Source organism: Ruoffia halotolerans, from assembly GCF_014049385.1.
Taxonomy (GTDB): domain Bacteria; phylum Bacillota; class Bacilli; order Lactobacillales; family Aerococcaceae; genus Ruoffia; species Ruoffia halotolerans.
The window spans coordinates 46522-68564 of sequence record NZ_JACAOA010000001.1; the positions used below are offsets into that span (position 1 = coordinate 46522).

The 22043-nt window shown below is 36.1% G+C and carries 15 protein-coding genes; 3 read left to right on the plus strand and 12 right to left on the minus strand.

What is annotated here, in order from left to right; translation table 11 throughout:
* Positions 1 to 26: 26 nt before the first annotated feature.
* Both pflB and HW423_RS00240 read right to left on the minus strand, forming a co-directional pair.
* On the minus strand, positions 27 to 2285 hold the full coding sequence (pflB, locus tag HW423_RS00235) for a formate C-acetyltransferase (RefSeq protein ID WP_218929959.1): 2259 nt from the start codon (positions 2283 to 2285) through the stop codon (positions 27 to 29).
* 171 nt (positions 2286 to 2456) lie between these two features.
* Entirely contained in the window at positions 2457 to 2816 is a 360-nt protein-coding gene (locus HW423_RS00240; RefSeq protein ID WP_138403990.1) for a metal-sulfur cluster assembly factor, read from the minus strand.
* A gap of 146 nt (positions 2817 to 2962) precedes the next feature.
* Here HW423_RS00240 and HW423_RS00245 point away from each other — a divergent pair, with 146 nt between their 5' ends.
* Both HW423_RS00245 and HW423_RS00250 read left to right on the plus strand, forming a co-directional pair.
* Positions 2963 to 3205, plus strand: a complete 243-nt coding sequence (locus HW423_RS00245) for a DUF1858 domain-containing protein (RefSeq protein WP_218929960.1) — start codon at positions 2963 to 2965, stop codon at positions 3203 to 3205.
* Positions 3198 to 5183 carry a DUF438 domain-containing protein gene (locus HW423_RS00250; RefSeq protein WP_218929961.1) on the plus strand — a complete coding sequence of 662 codons (1986 nt, stop codon included), beginning with the start codon at positions 3198 to 3200 and terminating at the stop codon, positions 5181 to 5183. Before HW423_RS00245 ends, HW423_RS00250 begins: the two co-directional genes overlap by 8 nt.
* Positions 5184 to 5223: 40 nt before the next feature.
* On the opposite strand, the gene HW423_RS00255 is transcribed toward HW423_RS00250, so the two are convergent.
* From HW423_RS00255 to glgB, 10 genes are all read right to left on the minus strand, one after another.
* Positions 5224 to 5790: an SRPBCC domain-containing protein gene (locus HW423_RS00255; protein WP_218929962.1), complete on the minus strand. Its 567-nt coding sequence runs from the start codon at positions 5788 to 5790 to the stop codon at positions 5224 to 5226.
* Positions 5791 to 5819: 29 nt separating this feature from the next.
* Entirely contained in the window at positions 5820 to 6761 is a 942-nt protein-coding gene (locus HW423_RS00260; protein WP_218929963.1) for a 3'-5' exoribonuclease YhaM family protein, read from the minus strand.
* A 170-nt stretch (positions 6762 to 6931) separates the two neighbouring features.
* Positions 6932 to 9817, minus strand: coding sequence for an ATP-binding protein (locus HW423_RS00265; RefSeq protein ID WP_218929964.1), 2886 nt, complete (start codon positions 9815 to 9817; stop codon positions 6932 to 6934).
* Positions 9807 to 11078, minus strand: a complete 1272-nt coding sequence (locus HW423_RS00270; protein WP_218929965.1) for a metallophosphoesterase family protein — start codon at positions 11076 to 11078, stop codon at positions 9807 to 9809. Before HW423_RS00270 ends, HW423_RS00265 begins: the two co-directional genes overlap by 11 nt.
* 119 nt (positions 11079 to 11197) lie before the next feature.
* Positions 11198 to 11557, minus strand: a complete 360-nt coding sequence (locus tag HW423_RS00275; protein ID WP_218929966.1) for a YlbF family regulator — start codon at positions 11555 to 11557, stop codon at positions 11198 to 11200.
* A 124-nt stretch (positions 11558 to 11681) separates the two neighbouring features.
* Positions 11682 to 13808, minus strand: a complete 2127-nt coding sequence (locus tag HW423_RS00280) for a transglycosylase domain-containing protein (protein ID WP_218929967.1) — start codon at positions 13806 to 13808, stop codon at positions 11682 to 11684.
* Positions 13809 to 14117: 309 nt separating this feature from the next.
* Positions 14118 to 15554, minus strand: coding sequence for a glycogen synthase GlgA (gene glgA / locus HW423_RS00285; RefSeq protein WP_218929968.1), 1437 nt, complete (start codon positions 15552 to 15554; stop codon positions 14118 to 14120).
* Positions 15555 to 15564: 10 nt separating this feature from the next.
* Positions 15565 to 16713 carry a glucose-1-phosphate adenylyltransferase subunit GlgD gene (gene glgD, locus HW423_RS00290; protein ID WP_235956162.1) on the minus strand — a complete coding sequence of 383 codons (1149 nt, stop codon included), beginning with the start codon at positions 16711 to 16713 and terminating at the stop codon, positions 15565 to 15567.
* A complete protein-coding gene (locus HW423_RS00295) occupies positions 16697 to 17848 on the minus strand; it encodes a glucose-1-phosphate adenylyltransferase (RefSeq protein WP_218929969.1) in 1152 nt (383 codons plus the stop codon). Before HW423_RS00295 ends, glgD begins: the two co-directional genes overlap by 17 nt.
* Positions 17849 to 17919: 71 nt before the next feature.
* Positions 17920 to 19827, minus strand: coding sequence for a 1,4-alpha-glucan branching protein GlgB (gene glgB / locus HW423_RS00300; protein WP_218929970.1), 1908 nt, complete (start codon positions 19825 to 19827; stop codon positions 17920 to 17922).
* A 1035-nt stretch (positions 19828 to 20862) separates the two neighbouring features.
* On the opposite strand from glgB, the gene HW423_RS00305 reads away from it, so the two are divergent.
* Positions 20863 to 22023, plus strand: a complete 1161-nt coding sequence (locus HW423_RS00305) for an ABC transporter substrate-binding protein (protein WP_218929971.1) — start codon at positions 20863 to 20865, stop codon at positions 22021 to 22023.
* Positions 22024 to 22043: the final 20 nt, after the last annotated feature.

Here is a 22043-nt window from a genome sequence, read left to right on the forward strand (position 1 = left end):
CAACAAGATATCTAAAACTTAAGTGATTACATTGAACTGTGCATTGTACGGTTAATAACATCCATTTGTTGCTCTCTAGTTAATTTGATGAAGTTTACAGCATAACCAGATACACGGATAGTTAATTGTGGATATTCTTCTGGGTGATCCATCGCATCTAATAACGTTTCGCGGTTAAACACGTTAACGTTTAAGTGGTGTCCACCTTCTTTAATATATCCGTCTAACATATTCACTAAGTTATCTTTTTGAATTTCTTCATCTTTTCCTAATGCTTTTGGAATGATTGAGAATGTATTTGAAATTCCATCTAAAGCATATTCGTAAGGCATTTTAGCAACTGAAATTAAACTTGCTAACGCTCCGTGAGTATCACGTCCATGCATTGGGTTCGCCCCAGGTGCAAATGGCTCTCCTTCACGACGTCCATCTGGCGTGTTACCAGTTTTCTTACCATAAACAACGTTTGAAGTAATTGTTAAGATAGATGTTGTATGGATAGCATCACGGTAAGTTGGATGTTTCTTAACTTTAGTCATGAATGCTTTAAGTAAATCAACACCGATCTCATCGGCACGTTTATCGTTATTACCGTATTGTGGGAATTCCCCTTCGATTTCATAATCGACAACTAGACCATTTTCATCACGGATTGTTTTAACTTTTGCATATTTGATTGCTGATAAAGCATCAATTGCAACTGAGAATCCAGCAATACCTGTAGCCATCGTACGTTTTACATTTGTATCATGTAAAGCCATTTCAATACTTTCATAGCTGTATTTATCGTGCATGTAGTGGATAACGTTTAATGAATTGATATACAATCCTGCTAACCATTCTAACATGTCATCATAACGTTCCATCACTTCATCATATTCTAAGTATTCTGAAGTAATTGCTCGATAGCTTGGTCCAACTTGTGCTTTCGACATTTCGTCGACACCACCGTTGATTGCATATAATAATGCTTTTGCTAAGTTCGCGCGCGCACCGAAGAATTGCATTTGTTTACCAACTTCCATCGCTGACACACAACATGCGATGGCATAGTCATCACCGTAAATTGGACGCATAATGTCGTCATTTTCATATTGAATGGCTGATGTGTCAATAGACATCTTCGCAACAAATCGTTTGAAATGAGTTGGTAAGCTTGGTGACCATAACACAGTTAAGTTTGGTTCTGGTGCTGGTCCTAAGTTTGATAATGTATGTAAGAATCTAAATGAGTTTTTAGTTACTAGTGGACGTCCATCTATCCCAACACCACCGATTGCTTCAGTGACCCAAGTTGGATCTCCTGAGAATAATTGGTTGTAATCAGGTGTACGTGAGAATTTAACTAGACGTAATTTCATAACGAAATGGTCAACTAATTCTTGCGCATCTTTTTCTGAAAGCACACCTGTAGCAAGATCACGTTCAATATAGATATCTAGGAATGTAGATGTACGACCCAATGACATTGCTGCCCCATTTTGATCTTTAATTGCCGCTAAGTATCCTAAGTATAACCATTGGAATGCTTCTTGCGCTGTTTCAGCTGGACGCGTTAAATCAAAGCCGTAAATATTACCTAATTCAATTAAATCTTGTAAGGCACGGTATTGTTCACTAACTTCTTCACGTAGACGCATAACTTCTTCGTTCATTTGTCCGTTACCAATATTTGCGAAGTCTTTTTGTTTCTCTTCCATTAAACGGTTTACTCCGTATAATGCAACACGACGGTAATCTCCGATAATACGTCCACGACCATATGCATCTGGAAGTCCTGTAATTACTCCAGAACGGCGAGCCGCACGCATCTCAGGAGTATAAACATCGAATACTCCTTGGTTGTGAGTTTTGCGGTACTTTGTAAAGATATGTTCAATTTCTGGATCAATCTTGTAGCCATATGCTTCTGCAGATTGAACAGACATACGGATTCCACCGAATGGTTGTAAACTACGTTTGAAAGGTTTGTCAGTTTGAACACCCACTACTTTTTCAATGTCTTTATTCAAGTAACCCGCATCATGTGACGTAATTGTTGATACAACTTTAGTATCCATATCTAGAACGCCACCAGCCTCACGTTCTGCTTTTGTTAGTTCCATTACTTGATCCCATAATTGGAAAGTTTCAATGGTTGCGCCTTCTAAGAATGAATCATCACCTTCGTACAAAGTATAATTCTCTTGAATAAAATCTCTAACATCAATTGACTCTTGCCATTTAGTCCCTGTAAAACCTTCCCAAGGATTAACATTCATTTTTTCGTTTTTTAATTTTTCCATGGTATCCCCTCCATATAAATTCGAAGCAAACATCTATACTTGTGAATTGTTACACATATATGATAAACTATTTTTATACCTAAAGCAATAGGATATAACAATTATTTATGTATATTTTAAAACATTGTACAAAAATAGCCCCATCGTTAGACAGGACGTTTAAATATTAATTTAATTCGGAATAAAATCACTCGGAATACCTAAAGCAATACGAGCAAAGCGTGAGATGCGAGATAAATCCCAATGCGGTTCAAAGACAACTTTTATATCGATTTCAGTAATTTTATCAAAGTTAGCTAATTGATATCTCACGTCACTATCAATGAAGTCTGCTAAGGGACAACCGGCAGTTGTTAAAGTCATTATGACTTCAACCTTCCCTGCTTCATCCATATCTACTTCATATATTAGGCCTAAGTTCGCAATATCTATGCCTAACTCTGGATCGATGACTCCTGTTAATTGCTCTAGTAATTCTTCTTCGTACTTTAATGCTTCGTTTTTGAATAGAATACCAAATTCTTCATTCATAAAAGATGTTCCTTTCGTTTAAATAATATATTTATTTTATTCATATTGCTTATGAACTTTTTGTTCGCTAGTATTATGTAATATAGTACGTTTAGTTTATACATAAATAGAATTAATATCAATCGAATTTTATAAGGAGTAAGAAAATGGAAAATCAAGTAGACCTTAATAGACCTGTGAAACAAGTCCTTGATTCACACCCTGAACTTCTCGACATTCTTGTCGATTTAGGCTTTAAACCTTTAGCTAATCCAGCCATGAGACAATCGGTTGGAAAAGTTGTTACACTAAAACAAGGCTGCAAATTAATCAACCTTCCATTGGAACAATTAGTGAATGAACTACAATGGAACGGCTATATTGTCATCGGAGGTGACGTGAATGAGTAATAATACAGATAATCGCATAGATATATTAGAAGGTATTCTTCTTAAACTGCATCATGGAGCAGATCCTGACTCAGTTCAGGATGAATTTAATGAGCATTTCACGGGTGTGAGTGCCATTGAAATCTCCATGATGGAACATCAATTAATGTATGGGGATAGTGTAATTACGTTTCAAGATGTTCTGAAACTATGTAATGTTCACGCGAATCTGTTCAAAGGTGCGATTGAAGATGGTAAAGCACCCGATGCTGATCACCCCGGACACCCCGTAACAGTATTCAAAGAAGAGAATATGGCGTTACGCTCTGCCCTGCTACGGATTAACAATATTCTGGATACCTTTGAAGAAATGCCGGCTGAAGAATTGTCTGATGGAATGATTAAAGGACTTAAACGTCAATATGATATCATCGGGCAATTTGATAACCATTACAAACGGAAAGAACATTTATTCTTCCCGGTGATGGAAAGTTACGGCCACGACGCTCCACCAAAAGTTATGTGGGCAAAAGATGATGAGATCCGTGACTTATTCAAACGCGCCTATAAAGCCATGGAAAAGTTCCCAGATATTAAGTTTTCAAAAGTAAGAGACACTTATGAGGATTTTAAGTTTGAATTCAATGAAATGATTTTTAAAGAAGAAGCCATATTAATTAATATCTTACTGGAGAGTTTCAATCAATTGGATTGGTACAACATCGCCCAGCAAAGTGATAATTACGGCTATGCAATTATTCGTCCACACGAAACTTGGGAGCCAGAAAACCTGGCAGACTTACTTAAAGAAGATTCGAAAAAAGCTGAAGAATTGTCGATTCTAGAAGTACCGATACCAACTAAGGCAGCTCAAAAAACAATGAATACAGTGGAAAGTAAAACAATCGAAACACGAAAAATTACCGTTAATGGCGGTCAATTTACCGTTCTTTGGGAACCAGATGAGACACTTGACTCAAGCAGTAACCATATCATGAACCCAACAGTGCCTCTTTCGATTGGTGATGGTTACTTGAGCTTAGAACAAATCAAAGTCATCTTTGATTACATCCCAGTGAAAGTTACTTTTGTTGATCAAAATGATATCGTACAATACTTCAATCACAAGAAGGAGTCATCAATATTACCACGACACGCTGAAAATATCGGTGCTAAGGTAGAAGATGTCTATCCAGAAGCTGTCTGGGATACATTAGAACCCATTGTTCAAGCTTTCAAAAATAACACATTAACTGAAGAAAACTTTTGGTTTGAACATGAATCAGAATTCTTATATATTTCGTATAAAGCACTCTTTAATGAAGCCGGGCAATATCAAGGCTTTGTTGAAATTGTACAAAACATCCAACCTATCTTAGATATTCAAACGGACAAATGGCGTAATTTACTCCCTCAAAGCAAGGTTGATTTAACACTTAAAAAACCAGCTGATTTAACTCAAATTAATCACAAACATCAGTCTCAAGAAGAATCACAAGTACTTCAATTTGGTGAAGGACAGTTGGAATTCAACTGGACTACAAGAAATGAAACTGTAGTCAATGATCCAAATGTTTTTTCTAACGAGCAATTGATTAGTATTGGCGAAGGTTATTTAAGTTTAAAGCAAGTGAGGCTCATTTTTGATTCAATGCCTTTTGAAATTACTTACGTTGATGGTGATCATAAGTTCAAATACTTTAATAATATTGGTCCTTATGACGAGATGCTCTTCCAAAGATCACCTTTAGAAATTGGACGGGACTTAGAAAATTGTCACCCAGCTAGAGTTTGGCCAAAGGTTAAACGCTTGTCTGAAGACCTTCAAGCACAACGTCGCTTTATTGAACCTATGTGGTTCTCACCTGGGAACAAACTCATTTATATCTTATATATAGGTGCGCAAGATCAAAATGATAACTATCATGGTATACTGGAAACCGTTCAGGATGCTTCAATGTATATTGAATTGGACGGAACAGAGAAACGATTGTATTAAAAAAATCGGTTATTACATTTTTTGTAATAACCGATTTTTTCTATTCAAACTCAGCCGACGTTTGTTGTTTTATCAACTGTTCTACTTCATCATAATACTCATTGTATAACTCCATTGTATCTGGAATAGGTTTGTTATCAATGATCGCAGCAATTTTTTGCATACAAATTAACCAACCCGTCACATCTTTCGGACTATGTTCTTCATCAATATGATAAATCCATTGAGTATAATTCAGTTGAGTCGTTAAGTCATCATTGCTAACAAGGTCAAAGGTTACGATATTTCCTTCTCCCCATTCAAATGACAAGTGAGACGGCACTTCAACATCATAAATCATCATATCTAAATGCATGTCTCCTGAATTAAACATCAAGTTCCCGCCGGCTTTGAGTGATTCATATTCAAGTTCAGGGAACCATTGTTTGACGTATTCATTCGAAGTTAACACTTCCCAAACTCGCTCAATATTTGCATTCAACTCACCTTGTAACACAATATCCGTTCCTTGATTATGGTGTAAATCATCTAATTCAGAGTGATGATGGTGGTCGTGACCGTGATCATGGCCATGTTCAAGTGCATGTTCGTCTTTATGTGAATCCATATTCTCTCTCTTTTCTCTTTAGATTATTTTTAGAATTTTGGTTTATAGATTTGTCGGCGGTCTAGTGCAAAGATTTGCGATGTAAATTCACCTGGCTCAGTCTTATCTAGCACTTCAGTAATCATGTTGATTTTAGCGTCCATATCGTCAATATAGTGAATTATCTCTGCTTCTAGTAATTGCGGTAAGACGGGACTACCAAATTCCATTTTACCATGGTGAGCTAATACCACATGTTTCAGTAATAAGATTGACTCGTTCTCAGGATCAATGCCAATTTCAGAACATGCGCGGTCAATCATCTCTGATATAATGACAATGTGTCCCATCATTTTCCCTTTGAGGGTATATTCTGTTGAAATCGCGCCACTTAATTCAACGGTTTTACCAATATCATGAAGGATAATTCCTCCAATTAATAAACTTGGATTCAGTTGTGGATAAATCGATAATAAATTACGCGCGATTTTAACCATTGATAATGTATGGAAGCTTAGTCCACCTGCCATGGCATGGTGTAATCGTTTGGCTGCTGGATGGACAAAGAAGTCTTCCTGCGTTTGGTGAATGATTTTACGAACGACACGTGCAATGTTTGCCTCAGTTATAAGTAATAGCGCATCATCAAGTTCTGCTTCCAAGTCTTCACGTTTAACTTTCACTTTCTCTACATAAAGCGTTGGATCATCCGGCTCACCCGCTTCTGCTAAGCGCATGGATTCAATCTTTACTTGCGGTGTTCCTTGATATGTATCTCTCTTTCCTCTCAGAAAAACAACTTTACCTGCTTGGTACAAGTTCACTTCTTCTTCAGTTGCTGACCAGAACATCCCGTCCATTGAACCTGAACGGTCTTGGAATCGAAAGGCTATGAACGGTTTCCCATTACGCGCTGTACGGATATCCGCTGCTTTAATTAGAACAAAAATACCGAATTGTTCTCCATTTTTAATTTCAAATAATTGTGCCACAATATACCTCCTTGTATATATTAAACATCTAGTTATGTTAGATAGATATACATAATAATCACTCTTTTATTCTATCACATTATACTGATAAAAAAATATCCGAGCCCTTAAATAATAATGAATTCATTACTATTTGAAGACTCAGATACTAACTCGTCTAATTCAATCTTTTATTGAGATACTTCTTCCTTTGCTGCTTCTAACGATTCATCCAAAGCTTCATTATAATTTTGAGTGTTCTCATTAGGTAAATCAATTGAGTTAATTTCCTCTAGATTAATAATAAATTTCGGATGGAATGTTTCATTGGCTTGCTGATCAAAAGTAAAGAATAGCACTTGTATGTCTTCACTTATATCTTGAAGCACTTTATACATGCTAGTTTTACGGAATTCATCAAAGTTTACAAAGGCATCATCAATGATGATTGGCATCTTAATCATTCTCTGAGCACTAATGACAAAGGCTAATCTTAAGGCAACATATAATTGCTCCAAAGTACCTTGTGATAATTCGTGTGGTGAGAATAAGACGTCACTAAATTGTTTTACTTTAATATCTTTCTTATTCATTTTAATTTGTGTATAGCGACTGAAACTTAAGATATTAAAGATGCGGTCGGCAATTTCATTCATTTCATTGACTGGATTATCTAAACCTTTACGAAGTGTTTGATTAATCATATCCATTGCCAAACGTTTAGTTCCCCATTCATGAATCACTTCAAGAATTTCTGTCTTTTTATTCTCAAGTTGTTGAGATAATTCTTGGAAAGTACCGTCTTGCTCAAGTTGTTGAATCTCAACGACGAGATTCGCTCTTTCACGAATATTCGGATCTAATTTTCCTTTCAGAATTGAATGCTCACGTTCTGATTCATGGAATGACTCGTTAAGACTTTGTTTACTTTCAATCGAAGCTAAATCGTCTTCGAAGCCAGTAATTTGTTCTTTATAAAGTTCTTTTTTATTCGTTAAGTCTTCAATTTCTTGGTTAATCGATACACGTTGTTCAAATTCTAAACGATTTGTAACATCCGTTTTATTATAGATGTCTTGAATCACAACTTGTCGTGCGTCAATTTTGCTTTTGTTTTTCTCAATGCGTTCTCTAGCCTCAACTAAACGCTCCTTCAAGCTATTCCCTCTTTGTTGCGCTTGAATTAATGACGCTTCGACTTCTTCCACGTGACGAATTAACACGCGGGTAGTTACATCATTGACTGGGAATCGTTCTAGAAGTGGCGAAATTGCATCTTTCCAATCTTCAATTTGCGATGCTAATTTGGCCAATTCAGCCTCATAAGTCTCGCGTTTTTCCATCTCAGAGAAGTAGCTTTTCACTGGATTTGTCTTTAGAATCCATTCTGGATCAGCTGTTGGATAAAAACCAATCTCAGTTAACCAATGATTTTGATCTTTTACAATTTCAGCTTTCGCTTCTTCTAATTCATTAATTGTATCTTCTTTTTCATTGATTTCTTTACCAAGTTCACGACTTTGCTCACTCACTTGTTTCTCTTCTTCTTTCAGCTGGTTTGCTCGATCGAGAACTGGACTATTATTAAACTCATTCATTAAGTTACGGTGTTTTACAAACACGTAAGACATTGATGCAATTCCAATAAGGGTCATAAAAACACCCAACCAGAATATTATATTCGCCATGCTTGCTTCATTAACTAAATTAAAGAATACGACAATGAGCCCAACAACTAACAGTGTTAATCCGATAAAGTACTCTGATAATCGCGTATTTTGGATTAGAATTTCTTCTTCATTTACACGCTGATTCTCAATCTTCGCCACATTTTGACGCAAGTTTGCGCTTTTATTTTGCAGATTTTTTCTCTGTTCTAAAAGCATCTTACGTTGAATTCGAATGGTTTCAATTTCAGAATTGCTGTCGATTAATTTAGTTTGGATAATTAGGCCTTTTTCAACTTTTTCTTCATATGCTTGGCTGTTCTCAATCTTTTCTGGATAGAATTGTCCTTTAACCGCTAATTGAGTCATAGATTCGTTTGTTTCGTGAATACGCTGATTCATTTGCTCGAATTTGGTTTGAACTTCTTTAATTTGTTCTGTTTGAGCTAGCCATTTCTTACGGTCTTGTTCATGATTCTTCGCCCAGTTAAATCGTGTTAGCTGGCCTAATTCGTTTTGAATGTGAGCAATCCGTTCTGTTAAAGCTATATTCTCTTCCTCCAAGTTTTGGATGGAGTCCACATTATCTTTCAATTTCTTTGGCGCGTTCTCCGGAATAGTCGTAAATACAAGTCCCTGTAAGGCTTTCTCTGTCGCTTTGAGTTTCAAGTAAGTGTCATAACGAGAGATGAGTTTATCTTTTTCTCGTATGTCTTGTTCAACTTGATTGAGTTGTTGATTTGTTTCTTTGATAACAACATCAATTTGGTCTCGACGTCTAGTTAAATCATTGTAGCGTCCAGTGTTTCTTTTAGCTTCATTCGCTTGTTCAGAAAGATGATCATAATCATTAAGCAGACGGTTTAGTTCAGGTTTAACTCCCCTAGGTTTGAATAATTCATCCGTTTGTTTCTCAAGATCCTTAGAGATGCTTAAGAACTTATCGCTTCCAAGGGTTCCAATACTTAGAAAGTAATCATTTAACTGATCCGCTCCAACATTCGCTAATTCTTGTAAATTCGCTAAGTTAAAAGCATAAAAGTTATCAAATAATGACTCGTCTAAGCCACCTAATATTTCATTCAGTTTAGATATAGCTAATTCTTCGCCTGAATCTGTATAAAGTTTCAATTCTTTATCCGTTCTTTCGATCCAAACATCACCATAGATTGTTTCTGTTAATAGAATGCGTCCACCGTATACATCACTATTCTTAGGTTCATACCGATTAGGTTGGTTTACTTTTTTACGTCGACTTGGAAAACCGAAGAGAATTGAACGAACAAACGATTGTAAAGTTGATTTACCTGACTCATTACGACCGTAAAACAATTGAATGTCATCGTTAATATCAAACTTTTGGTTAATCCAACGTCCATATCCATAGATATCTAATGTTTTAATTCTCAAGAGTCTCATCCTCCTTCTCTTTATCTAGCCCGATCATTTGTGCTATTAATTGTCGAGCAGAATAAATCATATCTTCTTGTAAGGATTCATCATGTTCTAAGTTAAAGTGACGTTTGATTAGGGGATGTTGATACAAATCAGACACGACTGTCTTAAAGCGGTCGCCCTCTTCTAATTCTTCCACCACTTTATTAAAACTTTCCTCCAAACCTGGATCAAAATGAAAGACATCTAAAGATACATTTAATTTGGGTGTCATTCGATGAATCAATACAAATGGACTCTCCTGATAATCTTGATCTAGAACTTGGAAAAACTCACCATCCTGAATTTGTTCAAGGAGTTCAGATTCAAGTCTTTGTGCTTGAGTTAACTCTACATTGATGAAGTAAGTTTGTTGATTTGCCTCGGCTTCATCTTGGAAATTGGCCATGATTTGCTTTAATTCTTCAATAATATCATTAGCTTGCCAATCAGATTGACATTCTAATTTAGCATTTTCCCAAACAATTGAAGCAAGAGAATAAAACGTGTTTGTCGTTTTTTGACCCTTCTCTAGTTCAACGATATAGCAACCTTTATCGCCAGTTTCATTAAGATGACGTCCTTGAATTGTCCCAGCATATTGAATCAATGGTTCTTGGTTCATTACTTCAGATTTATGAATATGTCCTAAAGCCCAATAATCATAGTTTTTTGAGAGTAGTTCCTCGATACTAAAAGGAGCATAATTTCCTGAATCTGATTCAATACCTTCTAAAGCTCCATGTAACAGCCCGATATTGAAAGCGTCTGGGTTGTTATTCATTGGATAATCATTAACCACGCGTTCGTGAATCCATTTAGTTGTATAACTGAAACCATGAATTTGAACTAAACGTCCATCCTCTAGATTGAATTCATAACTTGATACTTGTCGGGAATCTAGAGCATGCACATTGTTGGGATAGACCATGCGTGCTTTATCTGGACGAATATAATCATGATTACCATGTATAAGTACAACGGGAATGTCCACTTTATCTAAGCGTTCCATTTGTTTCATAAAAAAATGCTGAGCAACGATTGATTGCCGCTCGCTGTTATAAACATCGCCTGAAATTAGCATGACATCAACGTCTTCATTAATCGCAATACTTACACAGCGCTCAAACGCTTTAAACGGGGCATTGATTAACTCTTTCTGTAATTGAGGTGAATCATTACCTAGCCCTACAAAAGGACTATCTAAGTGTAAATCGCTGACGTGTAATAATTTCATCTTGTTTGCTCCTTTCATTGAATAGTTTTATATAAGAGAGAAAATTTACGTAAAGAAAACCAGCCAAAAGCATCGATCGTCTCGAAAACTTCCAGCTGGCAATAAAGTTCAGCAAATAATTACTGGCTCATGTTTTGATAAACTTCATTTAATGGCTTCGTAATGATTTGGTTGATGTCATTAATCGTTTGGCTTACTAGTTGCTCACTAGCCATTAAACGGTTAATATTCTCATCTTCTTGAACTTTAACAGACATTGCTTGAATGTTTGCAATCTCTTCTTCTGTAGGTGCTTCACCTTGCATTTGTTTTTGTTGTAATTGTTGCGAAATCGCGCGGAATTCTTTGAATAACTCACGACTCTCATCGTTCGCTTCAATGGCAGCCACTGATTCTTTTAAATCATTATATGCTGGTAATGCTCTTAAGTCGCGCTCCAATTGATTCGCAGTATCATAAATATTGTTATTTTCTGTCATAATCTCTCTCCTTCTTAACTTCTATCTTAATATTAGCAAAATTAGACTCTCTTTACTACCAGAAACGGTTATAAATCTGAATTAATTTGAAAGTTACAGTAGTTATTTTTCCACACAGATTAAACTAATTTATCCAACCCGAAACTTCTTCAACTACATTCGAACCAATTCTACCTATCTCATTGAGTAGATTCCCACCGTGTTCAGTTATAAACTCACCCGCATCATTCAAGAAGTACGTTGCTTGTTCTTGCCAATTATTCGCATTCTCCACAATGTTTGTAGACTCTTGAGTTTGTGACGCATAAGTGACATCGAAAGGCGTCTGTGGTGATTGATTCATTAGTGCGGTTGTCTGAAGATTGAATAAAGCACCCATACCAGTTGGCATGAGTTCATCTAAAGACGGTTGGCCTTCGACGTCTACTTCGTCTAAGCCTGACCATGACACGACGACAAAGTCTGGTGTGTAACCAACCATCCATCGATCACGTGTATCCATATTTCCTTCTGCTACTTCGGTGCTTCCGGTTTTACCAGCTAACATACCATAATCTGGTCCGGACCCATAACCGGTCCCGTATCCACCATAAGTATCTAACATCATGCTTGTCATATCTGCAGCGACATTAGAAGTCATTACCATATGTTTCGTTGGTGATTCATTGTTGTAGACCACTCGTCCCGTTGCATCTTCAATTCGACGAATAAAACTACTTTCATAACGAATACCTTCATTAGCAAAGGCTGAATAAGCATTCGCTATTTGTAGTGGTGAAAGCCCTGGATTAATAACTCCAAGTGCTAAGGATAAATCTTGATTTTCTTGCGGGACATTAATACCAAATTGTCTTAATTTTCTGACCGATTCACTAATTCCAATATCATCCATTAAGTGAACAGCCGTTGTATTCTTACTTTGCGCTAAGGCGTAGTATAATTCAGTTTCGCCACCCGGTTCCGTATAATTATTATAATTATTTGGCGCATAGTTATTTGCACCATGACCTTCCACGACATCCGGAACGATTGAATGCATATTGTAACCATTCTCTAAGGCGGGTACATAGACAGCCATTGGTTTAAGTGTTGATCCTGGTAAGCGGTACATGTCCGTAGCGCGGTTAAAGCCGCGATAGACATAATCCCCTCGGCCGCCGTAGACTGCCATAATCCCACCCGTATTTGGATCAATAACGACACTTGCACTTTGAACTAATGGTTCACCTGTCCCATCACCTGGGAATATCCATGTATTATCATATGAACTGTCGATGGCATTTTGATATGCAGGGTTTAAATTCGTATAAATTTTATAACCTTTTGATAATAAATCATCTTCTGGAATATCAGTCACTGCCACTACTTCATTAATGACACCATCGAAGTAATACGGATAAGTGTAACTATCCTCGACATAGTAATTATCATAAAGATATATTCCTTCAGCCATTATGGCATCAGCATCTTCTTGGGTGATGACATTATCTGAAGCCATCAATTGAGCTACAACATTCCGTCTTTCAATCGCCGCTTCATAATCATCAATCGGGTTAAATATTGAAGGCCCCTTAAGAGTACCTGTTAGGACCATACTTTCATTATAGTTAAGTTGCGAAGCTGGATGACCAAAGTATTTCTGAGAAGCATCTTCAATCCCCCAAACTCCGTTACCATAATAGGAATTATTTAAATACATTTCTAAAATCTGGTCTTTTGTATAATGCTTTTCAACTTCTATAGATAGAAAGAGTTCTTTAATCTTCCGTTGGAAGGTTTGATCGAGCGTTAAGAAGGCATTCTTCACAAGTTGTTGGGTAATCGTACTTCCACCACCACCACTCGTGTCTCGATTGATTAATAACCTAACAAACGCACGTCCGATCCCGATAGTATCGAAACCGTTATGTTCATAGAAGCGTTTATCTTCAACGGCCACTAGCGTCTCTCGCATCTGGGGCGAGATTTGTTCTAAAGGAACATAGGTCCCTTTTTGAGACATTAAAGTTCCAGCACTTGTATCATCGTAAGCATAAATAGTTGTTTGAGACATAAGTCCTTCTTGCAAGGTAGCGACACTCGTTGTCTTAGCAATAAGAACAGAATAGCTTGATAGCAGTAAGGCAAACGTTAAGCCAATAAAGATTAACCACTTCCAACCACGGTAATATTGCCACATGGTTTTTATTTTATTCCATGTTGCATTATTTTTTCTCGTTGGTTTCGTTGGTTGATTGTTATTTTCTTCCATAGTTTGCCTCCTTTCATTTTATTATTGTATAAATTAATATAGTATTATCTTACTGATTTGCTATCAGCCTAAGGAATGATAGTCTTACTTATTATATAGATAAATTCCAGCAAGACAAGTCAGATTACACTAATTTAACTTAAGGACATTATAAGCAATAAGTGTGAAAAATAAATGAAATATTCGCTATCTTTAATAGGTAAACGTCTTTTAAGATATTTGATATCTATTGATATTGCCTAAGCAATTAATGCAAAATAAAAAAACTACTGGATACAAACAAGATATCCAGTAGTTTTATTCATTTAATTATTCATTGAGTAACTCTTCATACAATTTAATATAGTCCTGCGCTGGACCTTCCCAACTAAAGTCACTCTTCATTGCTTGCTCTACAAGCTGTTTCCAAGTTTCTTGATCATTGCGGTAGATATGTAAAGCTAGATTAATTACATCCAACATTGTTTGAGCATTAAATGGTGAGAAGCTGAAACCAGTCCCTTCACCAGTGAATTGATTATATGCCTGCACTGTATCTACTAGGCCACCTGTTTCGTGAACAATAGGTAAAGTTCCATATCTCATAGCCATCATTTGTGATAAACCGCATGGTTCAAAAGCACTTGGCATTAAGAACATATCTGAGCTCGCATAAATCAATTGAGCTAGCTCAACATCAAACATAATGCATGAACGCATCTTATCGCGATAAACGTCTTCAAAATATCTAAATGAGTTTTCAAATTGTTCTTCACCCGTACCAAGTAGGACAACTTGGACATCTTGTTGAAGCAAGTCATTTAATTTTTCTTCAATTAACTGGAAGCCTTTTTGATCTGTTAAACGACTTACCATTCCGATGATTGGTACATCAGGATTCTCTGGTAAACCTAAACGTCGTTGAAGTTCAAGTTTATTCTTTGTTTTTCCTGATATATCCTCCGTTGAAAAATGATGTGGAATTAGTGGATCTGATTCAGGATTATTCGAATCATAGTCAATACCATTAATAATCCCACGTAATTTCCAACGATTATGATGAATCACCGCGTCTAAACCTTCCCCAAATTCAGGTGTCGTAATTTCATTCGCGTAAGTTGGGCTAACTGTCGTTACACGATCAGAGAAATTAATCCCACCTTTTAAGTAATTTACTAAATCATGGTATTTAACGCCGTCATCTGTAAAAGTATTGTAACTCGTACCAAAGACATTCGTTAATATATTTGGGTCATAAATTCCTTGGAAGCGAATATTGTGAATCGTCAGCACTTTACGAATTGACTTCAAGGTATCCTTCCAATGATATCTATCCACTAACATGGCTGGTATCATAGCAGTTTGCCAATCATTACAGTGAATAATATCTGGAATGAAGTCTACTACTTCCATCATTTCTATAATAGCAGTTGAGAAGTAAGCAAAGCGCTCGCCATCATCCCACTCACCGTATAAATCGGGTCGATCAAAATAACTTAAATTATCTATAAAGTAGTACATGACATTATCATGTTTCAATGTTTTGATTCCACAGTATACGTTTTTGTTTCCTAATTGAAAACGGAAATGAGAATGCTCCTCTAACTGGCTTTTGTATTTTTCTGGCATTATTGTGTAATTCGGTAATACAACTCGAATATCAACGCCTTGTTTGACTAATTCCTTAGGTAATGCCGAAGCAACATCCCCTAGTCCTCCAGACTTAAAGAATGGTGCTGATTCAGCTGAAGCAAATAAAACCTTCATTTTTACCCTCCTAGTCTGCTAATACGTGTGAATTTTTACCAATAACTTTTATATCATCGGGTGCTCCAATAATTTTAGCACCTGGTTCCACAACCGTATTCTTATCGATGATTGCATATTCGATTTGAGCACCTTCACCGACTTTTGTTCCCTGTAAAAGGATACTATTAAGTACAATAGCATCTTTTTCTACAACCACACGACGGTTTAAAACTGAACGTTTAACTGTTCCTGAAATAAATGTATCACTCCCAACAAATGACTCTCTTACTTTTGATTCAGGAGCATAGTAAGTCGGTGACCCGTGTTTTGATTTTGTTAAAATTGGAATGCTCGTTTGGAATAATGAAGAAAAAGTTGGGAAACTTAATAAATCCATATTCGCTTTGTAATATTTATCAATTGTATCAATATTTGAAGCATAACCAGTATATTCAAATCCGTTTAATGAACAAGCTGTCGCGTAATGTTGTAATAATTCATTAAGTTCTAGATAAACTTCGTCTTCAGTGGCTTGATCTAAGATATTTAGCATCTTATCAACACTTAAGAAGTACATATTTAAACCAAGATTTACTTTCCCTTCTTGACTTGGTACAACATAGTCTGTGAATTTCTCAATCTCATCGCCATTAAAGACAATACCATGTGCTAACATTTCATCGTCTGAAACTTGGTTCTCATCGAAGTGTTTGTAAACAACAGTTACATCTTTATCGTTTTGGATATGTTGTTGTCTAACTGCACGAATATCAACGTTAGCAATAATTTTACTTCCGGCAACAAAGACATAACCTGCATTTGATCTCTCTAGAAATAAGCGGTGGTTGTAATAAAAATCTTCATGTTCATCAGATTTTGGATGGTTTTTCTTCCAATCTTGGTGTGAGAATGTAAAGATACCTCCACTGACTTCAGATTGTAAATCCCAAGCAGCTCCTGAACGAACGTGGTCATAAATAGAACGACCCGATTTACCAATGAATAACCCTACAGATTCAATCTTAGCATACGCTAAGTCTGAAAGCATAAAGTCAATAATACGGTAGCGTCCTGCGAATGGTAATCCAGCGATAGGACGATTGTTTGTTAAGGGTTTTAATTGAGTTGTATCTTCCGTTAAATTTATAATTGCACAAATATTATTTTTCGCCATCATTCTTTGGGCCTCCTACCTTATCATAAAATCCAACTACAGCAATTTCTTCTCTTGTTCCCACAACCTTCGCTCCGTCTGCAATCACTGCACCTTCACCGATGATTGCATATTCGATTTCACAATTTTCTCCAATAACAGCATCCGACATAATAACTGAATTCGATACTGTTGAACCACCTGAAACTGTAACATCTTGTGAAATAATTGAGTCTGTCACTTTCCCAGCAATGTAACTTCCATCTACCACTAATGCATTTGATATTTCTGCATCTTCAGTTAAAAATTGTGCACCTGTCACTTGGTTTGAAGTATACACTCTCCATGTATTACGTGTTTCATTTAATGGGTGGTTAGGGTTTAAATATTCCATATTCGCTTCCCATAGACTTTCAATAGTTCCTACATCTTTCCAGTAACCTTCGAATGAATAAGCAAAACAGTTCTCAGCGTTATCTAAATATGTTGGGATAACATCATGACCAAAGTCTTCTAATACACGGTCTTTAGCTGAATCTTTCACTAAATATCTACGAAGTGTTGGCCAGTCAAAGATATAAATTCCCATTGAAGCTAAGTTGCTCTTTGGCTCTGCTGGTTTTTCTTCGAATTCAATAATGCGGTTACTGTGATCTGTATTCATAATTCCGAAACGTGATGCTTCGCTCATATCAACTGGGATAACCCCAACTGTTAAACTTGCATTATTCTCAACGTGGAAATTATACATTTCACTGTAATCCATCTTGTAAATATGGTCTCCTGATAAAATTAAGACGTTGTCAGGATTTAAAGAATCTATATAACTTATGTTTTGATAAATAGCGTTCGCAGTTCCTTTAAACCACTTTTCGCCATCTGAACTTGAGTAAGGTTGTAGTATGGTTGCTCCACCATTACGGCTATTTAAGCCCCATGGACCACCTTTACCGATATGTTCATTTAACTCTAACGGTTGGTATTGCGTAACAACCCCAACGTTTTTAACTCCAGAGTTAGCACAATTACTTAAAGCAAAATCAATAATACGATACTTTCCACCAAAAGGTACGGCTGGTTTAGCGATGTTCTTCGTTAGAACTCCTAATCGAGTTCCTTGTCCACCAGCTAAAACCATTGCGATCATTTCATGTTTCATTATACAGTTAGAATATTGTTGAACGTTGGCGAGACGGTTTAACTATGTTAACCAATATTCTATCTCCTTTCCTATTTCTTTACGCCTGAAATACGTTTGGGACGGATGTAAAGGACTGAAGTAGCAGGAATAATTGTTTTAATCGAAAAAGGTTGGTCATTTGTTTCGATTGCTTCGGTTTCTATATCTGGTATTGGGTCAACCCAAGTACCACCGAATTCTATCATTTCTGAATTTAATAAAACTTCATAAGTACCTTCGAATGGAACGCCAATGCGAACATCTTCTCTTTGTACAGGAACGAAGTTACAAACGATTATTAAGAAATCATTTGTTTTTTTGCTATGTCTAATAAAGGTTAAAACACCTTCATCATAATTATCTGCGTCTAATATCGTCAAACCATCTGCGGAATGATCCAATTCATGCAGTGATTTCTCTTTAAGACCTAAATGGTTTAAAGTGCTCATGTAGTGTTGATATTCGCTATTAAATTCTCTTTCTAAATCAATCCACTCTAATTCATCATAATATCGCCACTCTAAGTATTGACCAATTTCATTACCCATAAAATGCAATATTTTCCCAGGTTGCGCCATCATATAGCCATGAATAAGTCTTAATGTTGCAAATTGATTGTATCGGTCTCCTTGAATCTTTCCTAACATTGAATGTTTACCATGCACAACTTCGTCATGCGAGTAAGGAAGGATATAGTTTTCATTTAACTGATACATGAAAACAAAAGTAATTAGCGTTAAATTCTTTGGTCGATAGAGCGGATCCATCTCAAAGAATTTCAACGTATCATTCATCCAACCCATGTTCCATTTAAAGTCAAATCCAAGGCCACCTTCATCGACACTCTTTGTGATGCCGTCCCAATTAGTACTTTCCTCAGCCATCATGATCGCTTGGGGCCATTCTTCATGAACAACAGTATTTAATTTCTGTAAGAAATCAACACCTTCGAGCTTAATGTTAGTTCCTTCTTCATTCGGAGTCCACGGTCCTTCATCAAAATCTAAGTAAAGCATATTAGATACGGCATCCACTCGAATACCATCTATGTGGAACTCTTTTAACCAGAATAATGCGTTAGAGATTAAGAAGCTTTGAACTTGAGTTCTCCCTAAGTCAAAATTAAGTGTTCCCCAGCCAACATTATTCGCTTTATTCAGATCTTGGTATTCAAACGTTGGAGTACCATCAAAATATGATAACCCATTTGAATTTCGTGAATAATGGCCCGGAACCCAATCAACAAGAACGCCGATGCCGTTTTGATGAGCGTAATCGACGAATTCTTTTAATTCATCAATCGTTCCATATCGTCCACACACTGCATAAAATCCAGTAATTTGATAACCCCAAGAGGCATCCAAGGGGTGATCCATTAACGGCATTAATTCAATATGCGTATAACCCATCTTCTTAACATAAGGTATTAATGTTTCAGCAAGTTCTTGGAAACTATAATTGCTTCCATCGGGATGTTGACGCCAAGAACTAAAATGCACCTCATAAATTTGTAAAGGTTCTTCTAGAATGTTCTTCTCGCGCTGCTCTTTAATCCAACTTGAGTCATTCCACTCATAGTCGGGTAAATCCCAAACAATTGATGCATCTTTCGGTGCCGTCTCGTGTCGGTAGGCAAAGGGATCCATCTTATATTCAATATGTCCGACACCATTATCGATACCATATTTATAATGTTGCCCCTTTAAATCTTCATTAAAGCATATTGACCAAATGCCGCCATCAATATATTCTAATTCCTTCAGATTCCAATTTGTAAAGTCACCTTGAATAAATACTTGATACGCATTTGGTGCCCAAACATTAAATCGGTAACCAATCTTATTGCCGTCTTCAACCCGCTGACTTCCTAAAAATTTATAGGCTTGTCTATGGGTTCCTTGATTGAAAAAATAAATATCCTTTTCAAAATTCGAAGCTTTGGCAAGTTCACTTTTCATTTACTCCCCTCCTTATTATCCTCTAGTAGTATGGTTTTATTATAACATGAAAGCGCTTTACTCTGTATTATTCTATTAGCTCCCGTAACAATATTTTGTAATAAAATATATTTAACACTGTTCATATTTTCATTATAACCTATATCTCATTTTTATTTAATTAAAAAATGAAAATTTACATTTTCTTAATAATTAAATTCGTTTATGGCACAAAAAAAACCACGAAGAATTAATTCTTCGTGGTTTTTTCGAACGGTGAAATTAATATAATTAATCGAAGTCTCTGTTCACAGCAGAGAGCTTGCTATACTCGTCTTCCCGACGTTGATGTTAATCCCTAGTATATCACCTTGCAATCTACCTGATCGCTTTTCGACTCATCGCATATTACTATTATATAGCATTATCATTTTTTTACAATTACTTTTTTAGCTTTTCTAATTATATTATGGTTAAAACGATCCTCATTTATTCTCATTAATCTAATTTAATCTTGAGTTTTATTTAACTAATATACTTAAAGTTTTCATAAAAGATTTTAATTCGGTGATGAAAGCTATTTCATTTATACTTTTTATTTATTTTACTCTCGATTTATAAGTTAGTAAACAATTTCTATCAGTCTTTGTCTGCAATATATCTTTTTTATTAGAATAAGATTAAAACTAGTGTTGATTTTTAATTTTACTTATTATACACTAACTTTACCAACAAAAAAGGAGGCAAAGTAGTATGCAAAAGTCTAACCCAAACATTCAATCTAACAGTCAGCGATGCTATGCCATCCAAAATATAGCTTTATTATTATTAGACATGTGATAGGATTTTAATCATTAATGATTAGAGTCCTATTCCTCGTGAATTCGGGCTCATGTCAAATAACGAGCCTGATTAACTCAGGTTCGTTTTTTTGTTGACTATTACTAAATAAATGAGGTGGTAAACGTGGATAGCCTATCAGACTTATCGGACTTATCAGGTTTATACATGACTTTAAAATACACAATTTACCAAAATAAACTAGGAGGAACTTAAATGTTCAATTCAATTAGAAAAAACCTTACAAAAATTATTGCTACTGCTACCATTGCTACTAGTGCGTTCACGCCTGCCTTTACTGCTTTTGCCCAAGATGAAGATCCAATTAATCTAGGTGTTATTTATGAATTATCTGGTGCCGTAGCAGCATACGGAATTACACAATCCAACGCGATTAAGATGGCGGTTGAAGAAATTAATGAAGATGGCGGAGTGATGGGGCGTCCTTTTAATATCGTTGAGTACGATACTAAATCAGATGATACAGAAGCTGCCATGATTGCGACTCGTTTAGCAACTCAAGATGATGTAGTTGCTATGATTGGCCCTGCGACGACAAGTCAAATGCAAGCAGCGATTCCAGCAGCAAATGAATACCAAGTTCCATTAATCTCTCCACCAGTGACTAATAATGATATTACCTTCGATGACGATGGAAATGTTCATCCCTTCGTATACCGTTCATCATGGCCAAATTCATTCCAGGGTTCTGGGATTGCTAAATTTGGATACGAAAATATGGAAGCAGAAAAGATGGTCGTTCTATATGATAACTCAAGTGATTATGGTTCTGGGCTATATGATAATTTTGTTGAAGGTTATGAAGGAGAAATTGTCCATACTGAAACTTTCACACCAGAGATGAATGACTTTAGTGCGATTATCTCAAACATCGCTGCTCAAGATTTTGATGCAATTACTATACTAGCCTTTTATCAAACAGCTGGTCCTATTGTTAAACAAGCACGTGAGATTGGCATCGACGCTCCAATACTAGGATCGAATGGATTTGGTAATGATATTATTTATGAATTGGCTGGCGCTGAGAACATGAATAATGTCTACTATGCTTCACTTTACCCTATTCAAGATGAAGACGAATTTGTTGAAAAATACCGTGATCAATTTGACTCAGATCCAGATATGTTTGCTGCTCTAGCTTACGACACAATTTATATGCTTAAGAGTGCCATTGAACAAGCAGATAGTGATGACCCAGTTGCAGTCAATGAAGCGCTTGAAAATCTTGAAGAATTCTCTGGAATTACCGGCGACTTTATCTTTGATGAAAACCATAACCCGACAAAAAATGTTGTAAATATGATTGAAATTCAAAATGCTGAAGAAACTGCAGTTCATGAAGTTGTCTTTGACTAAAAATAGAAGTACCCAAAAAA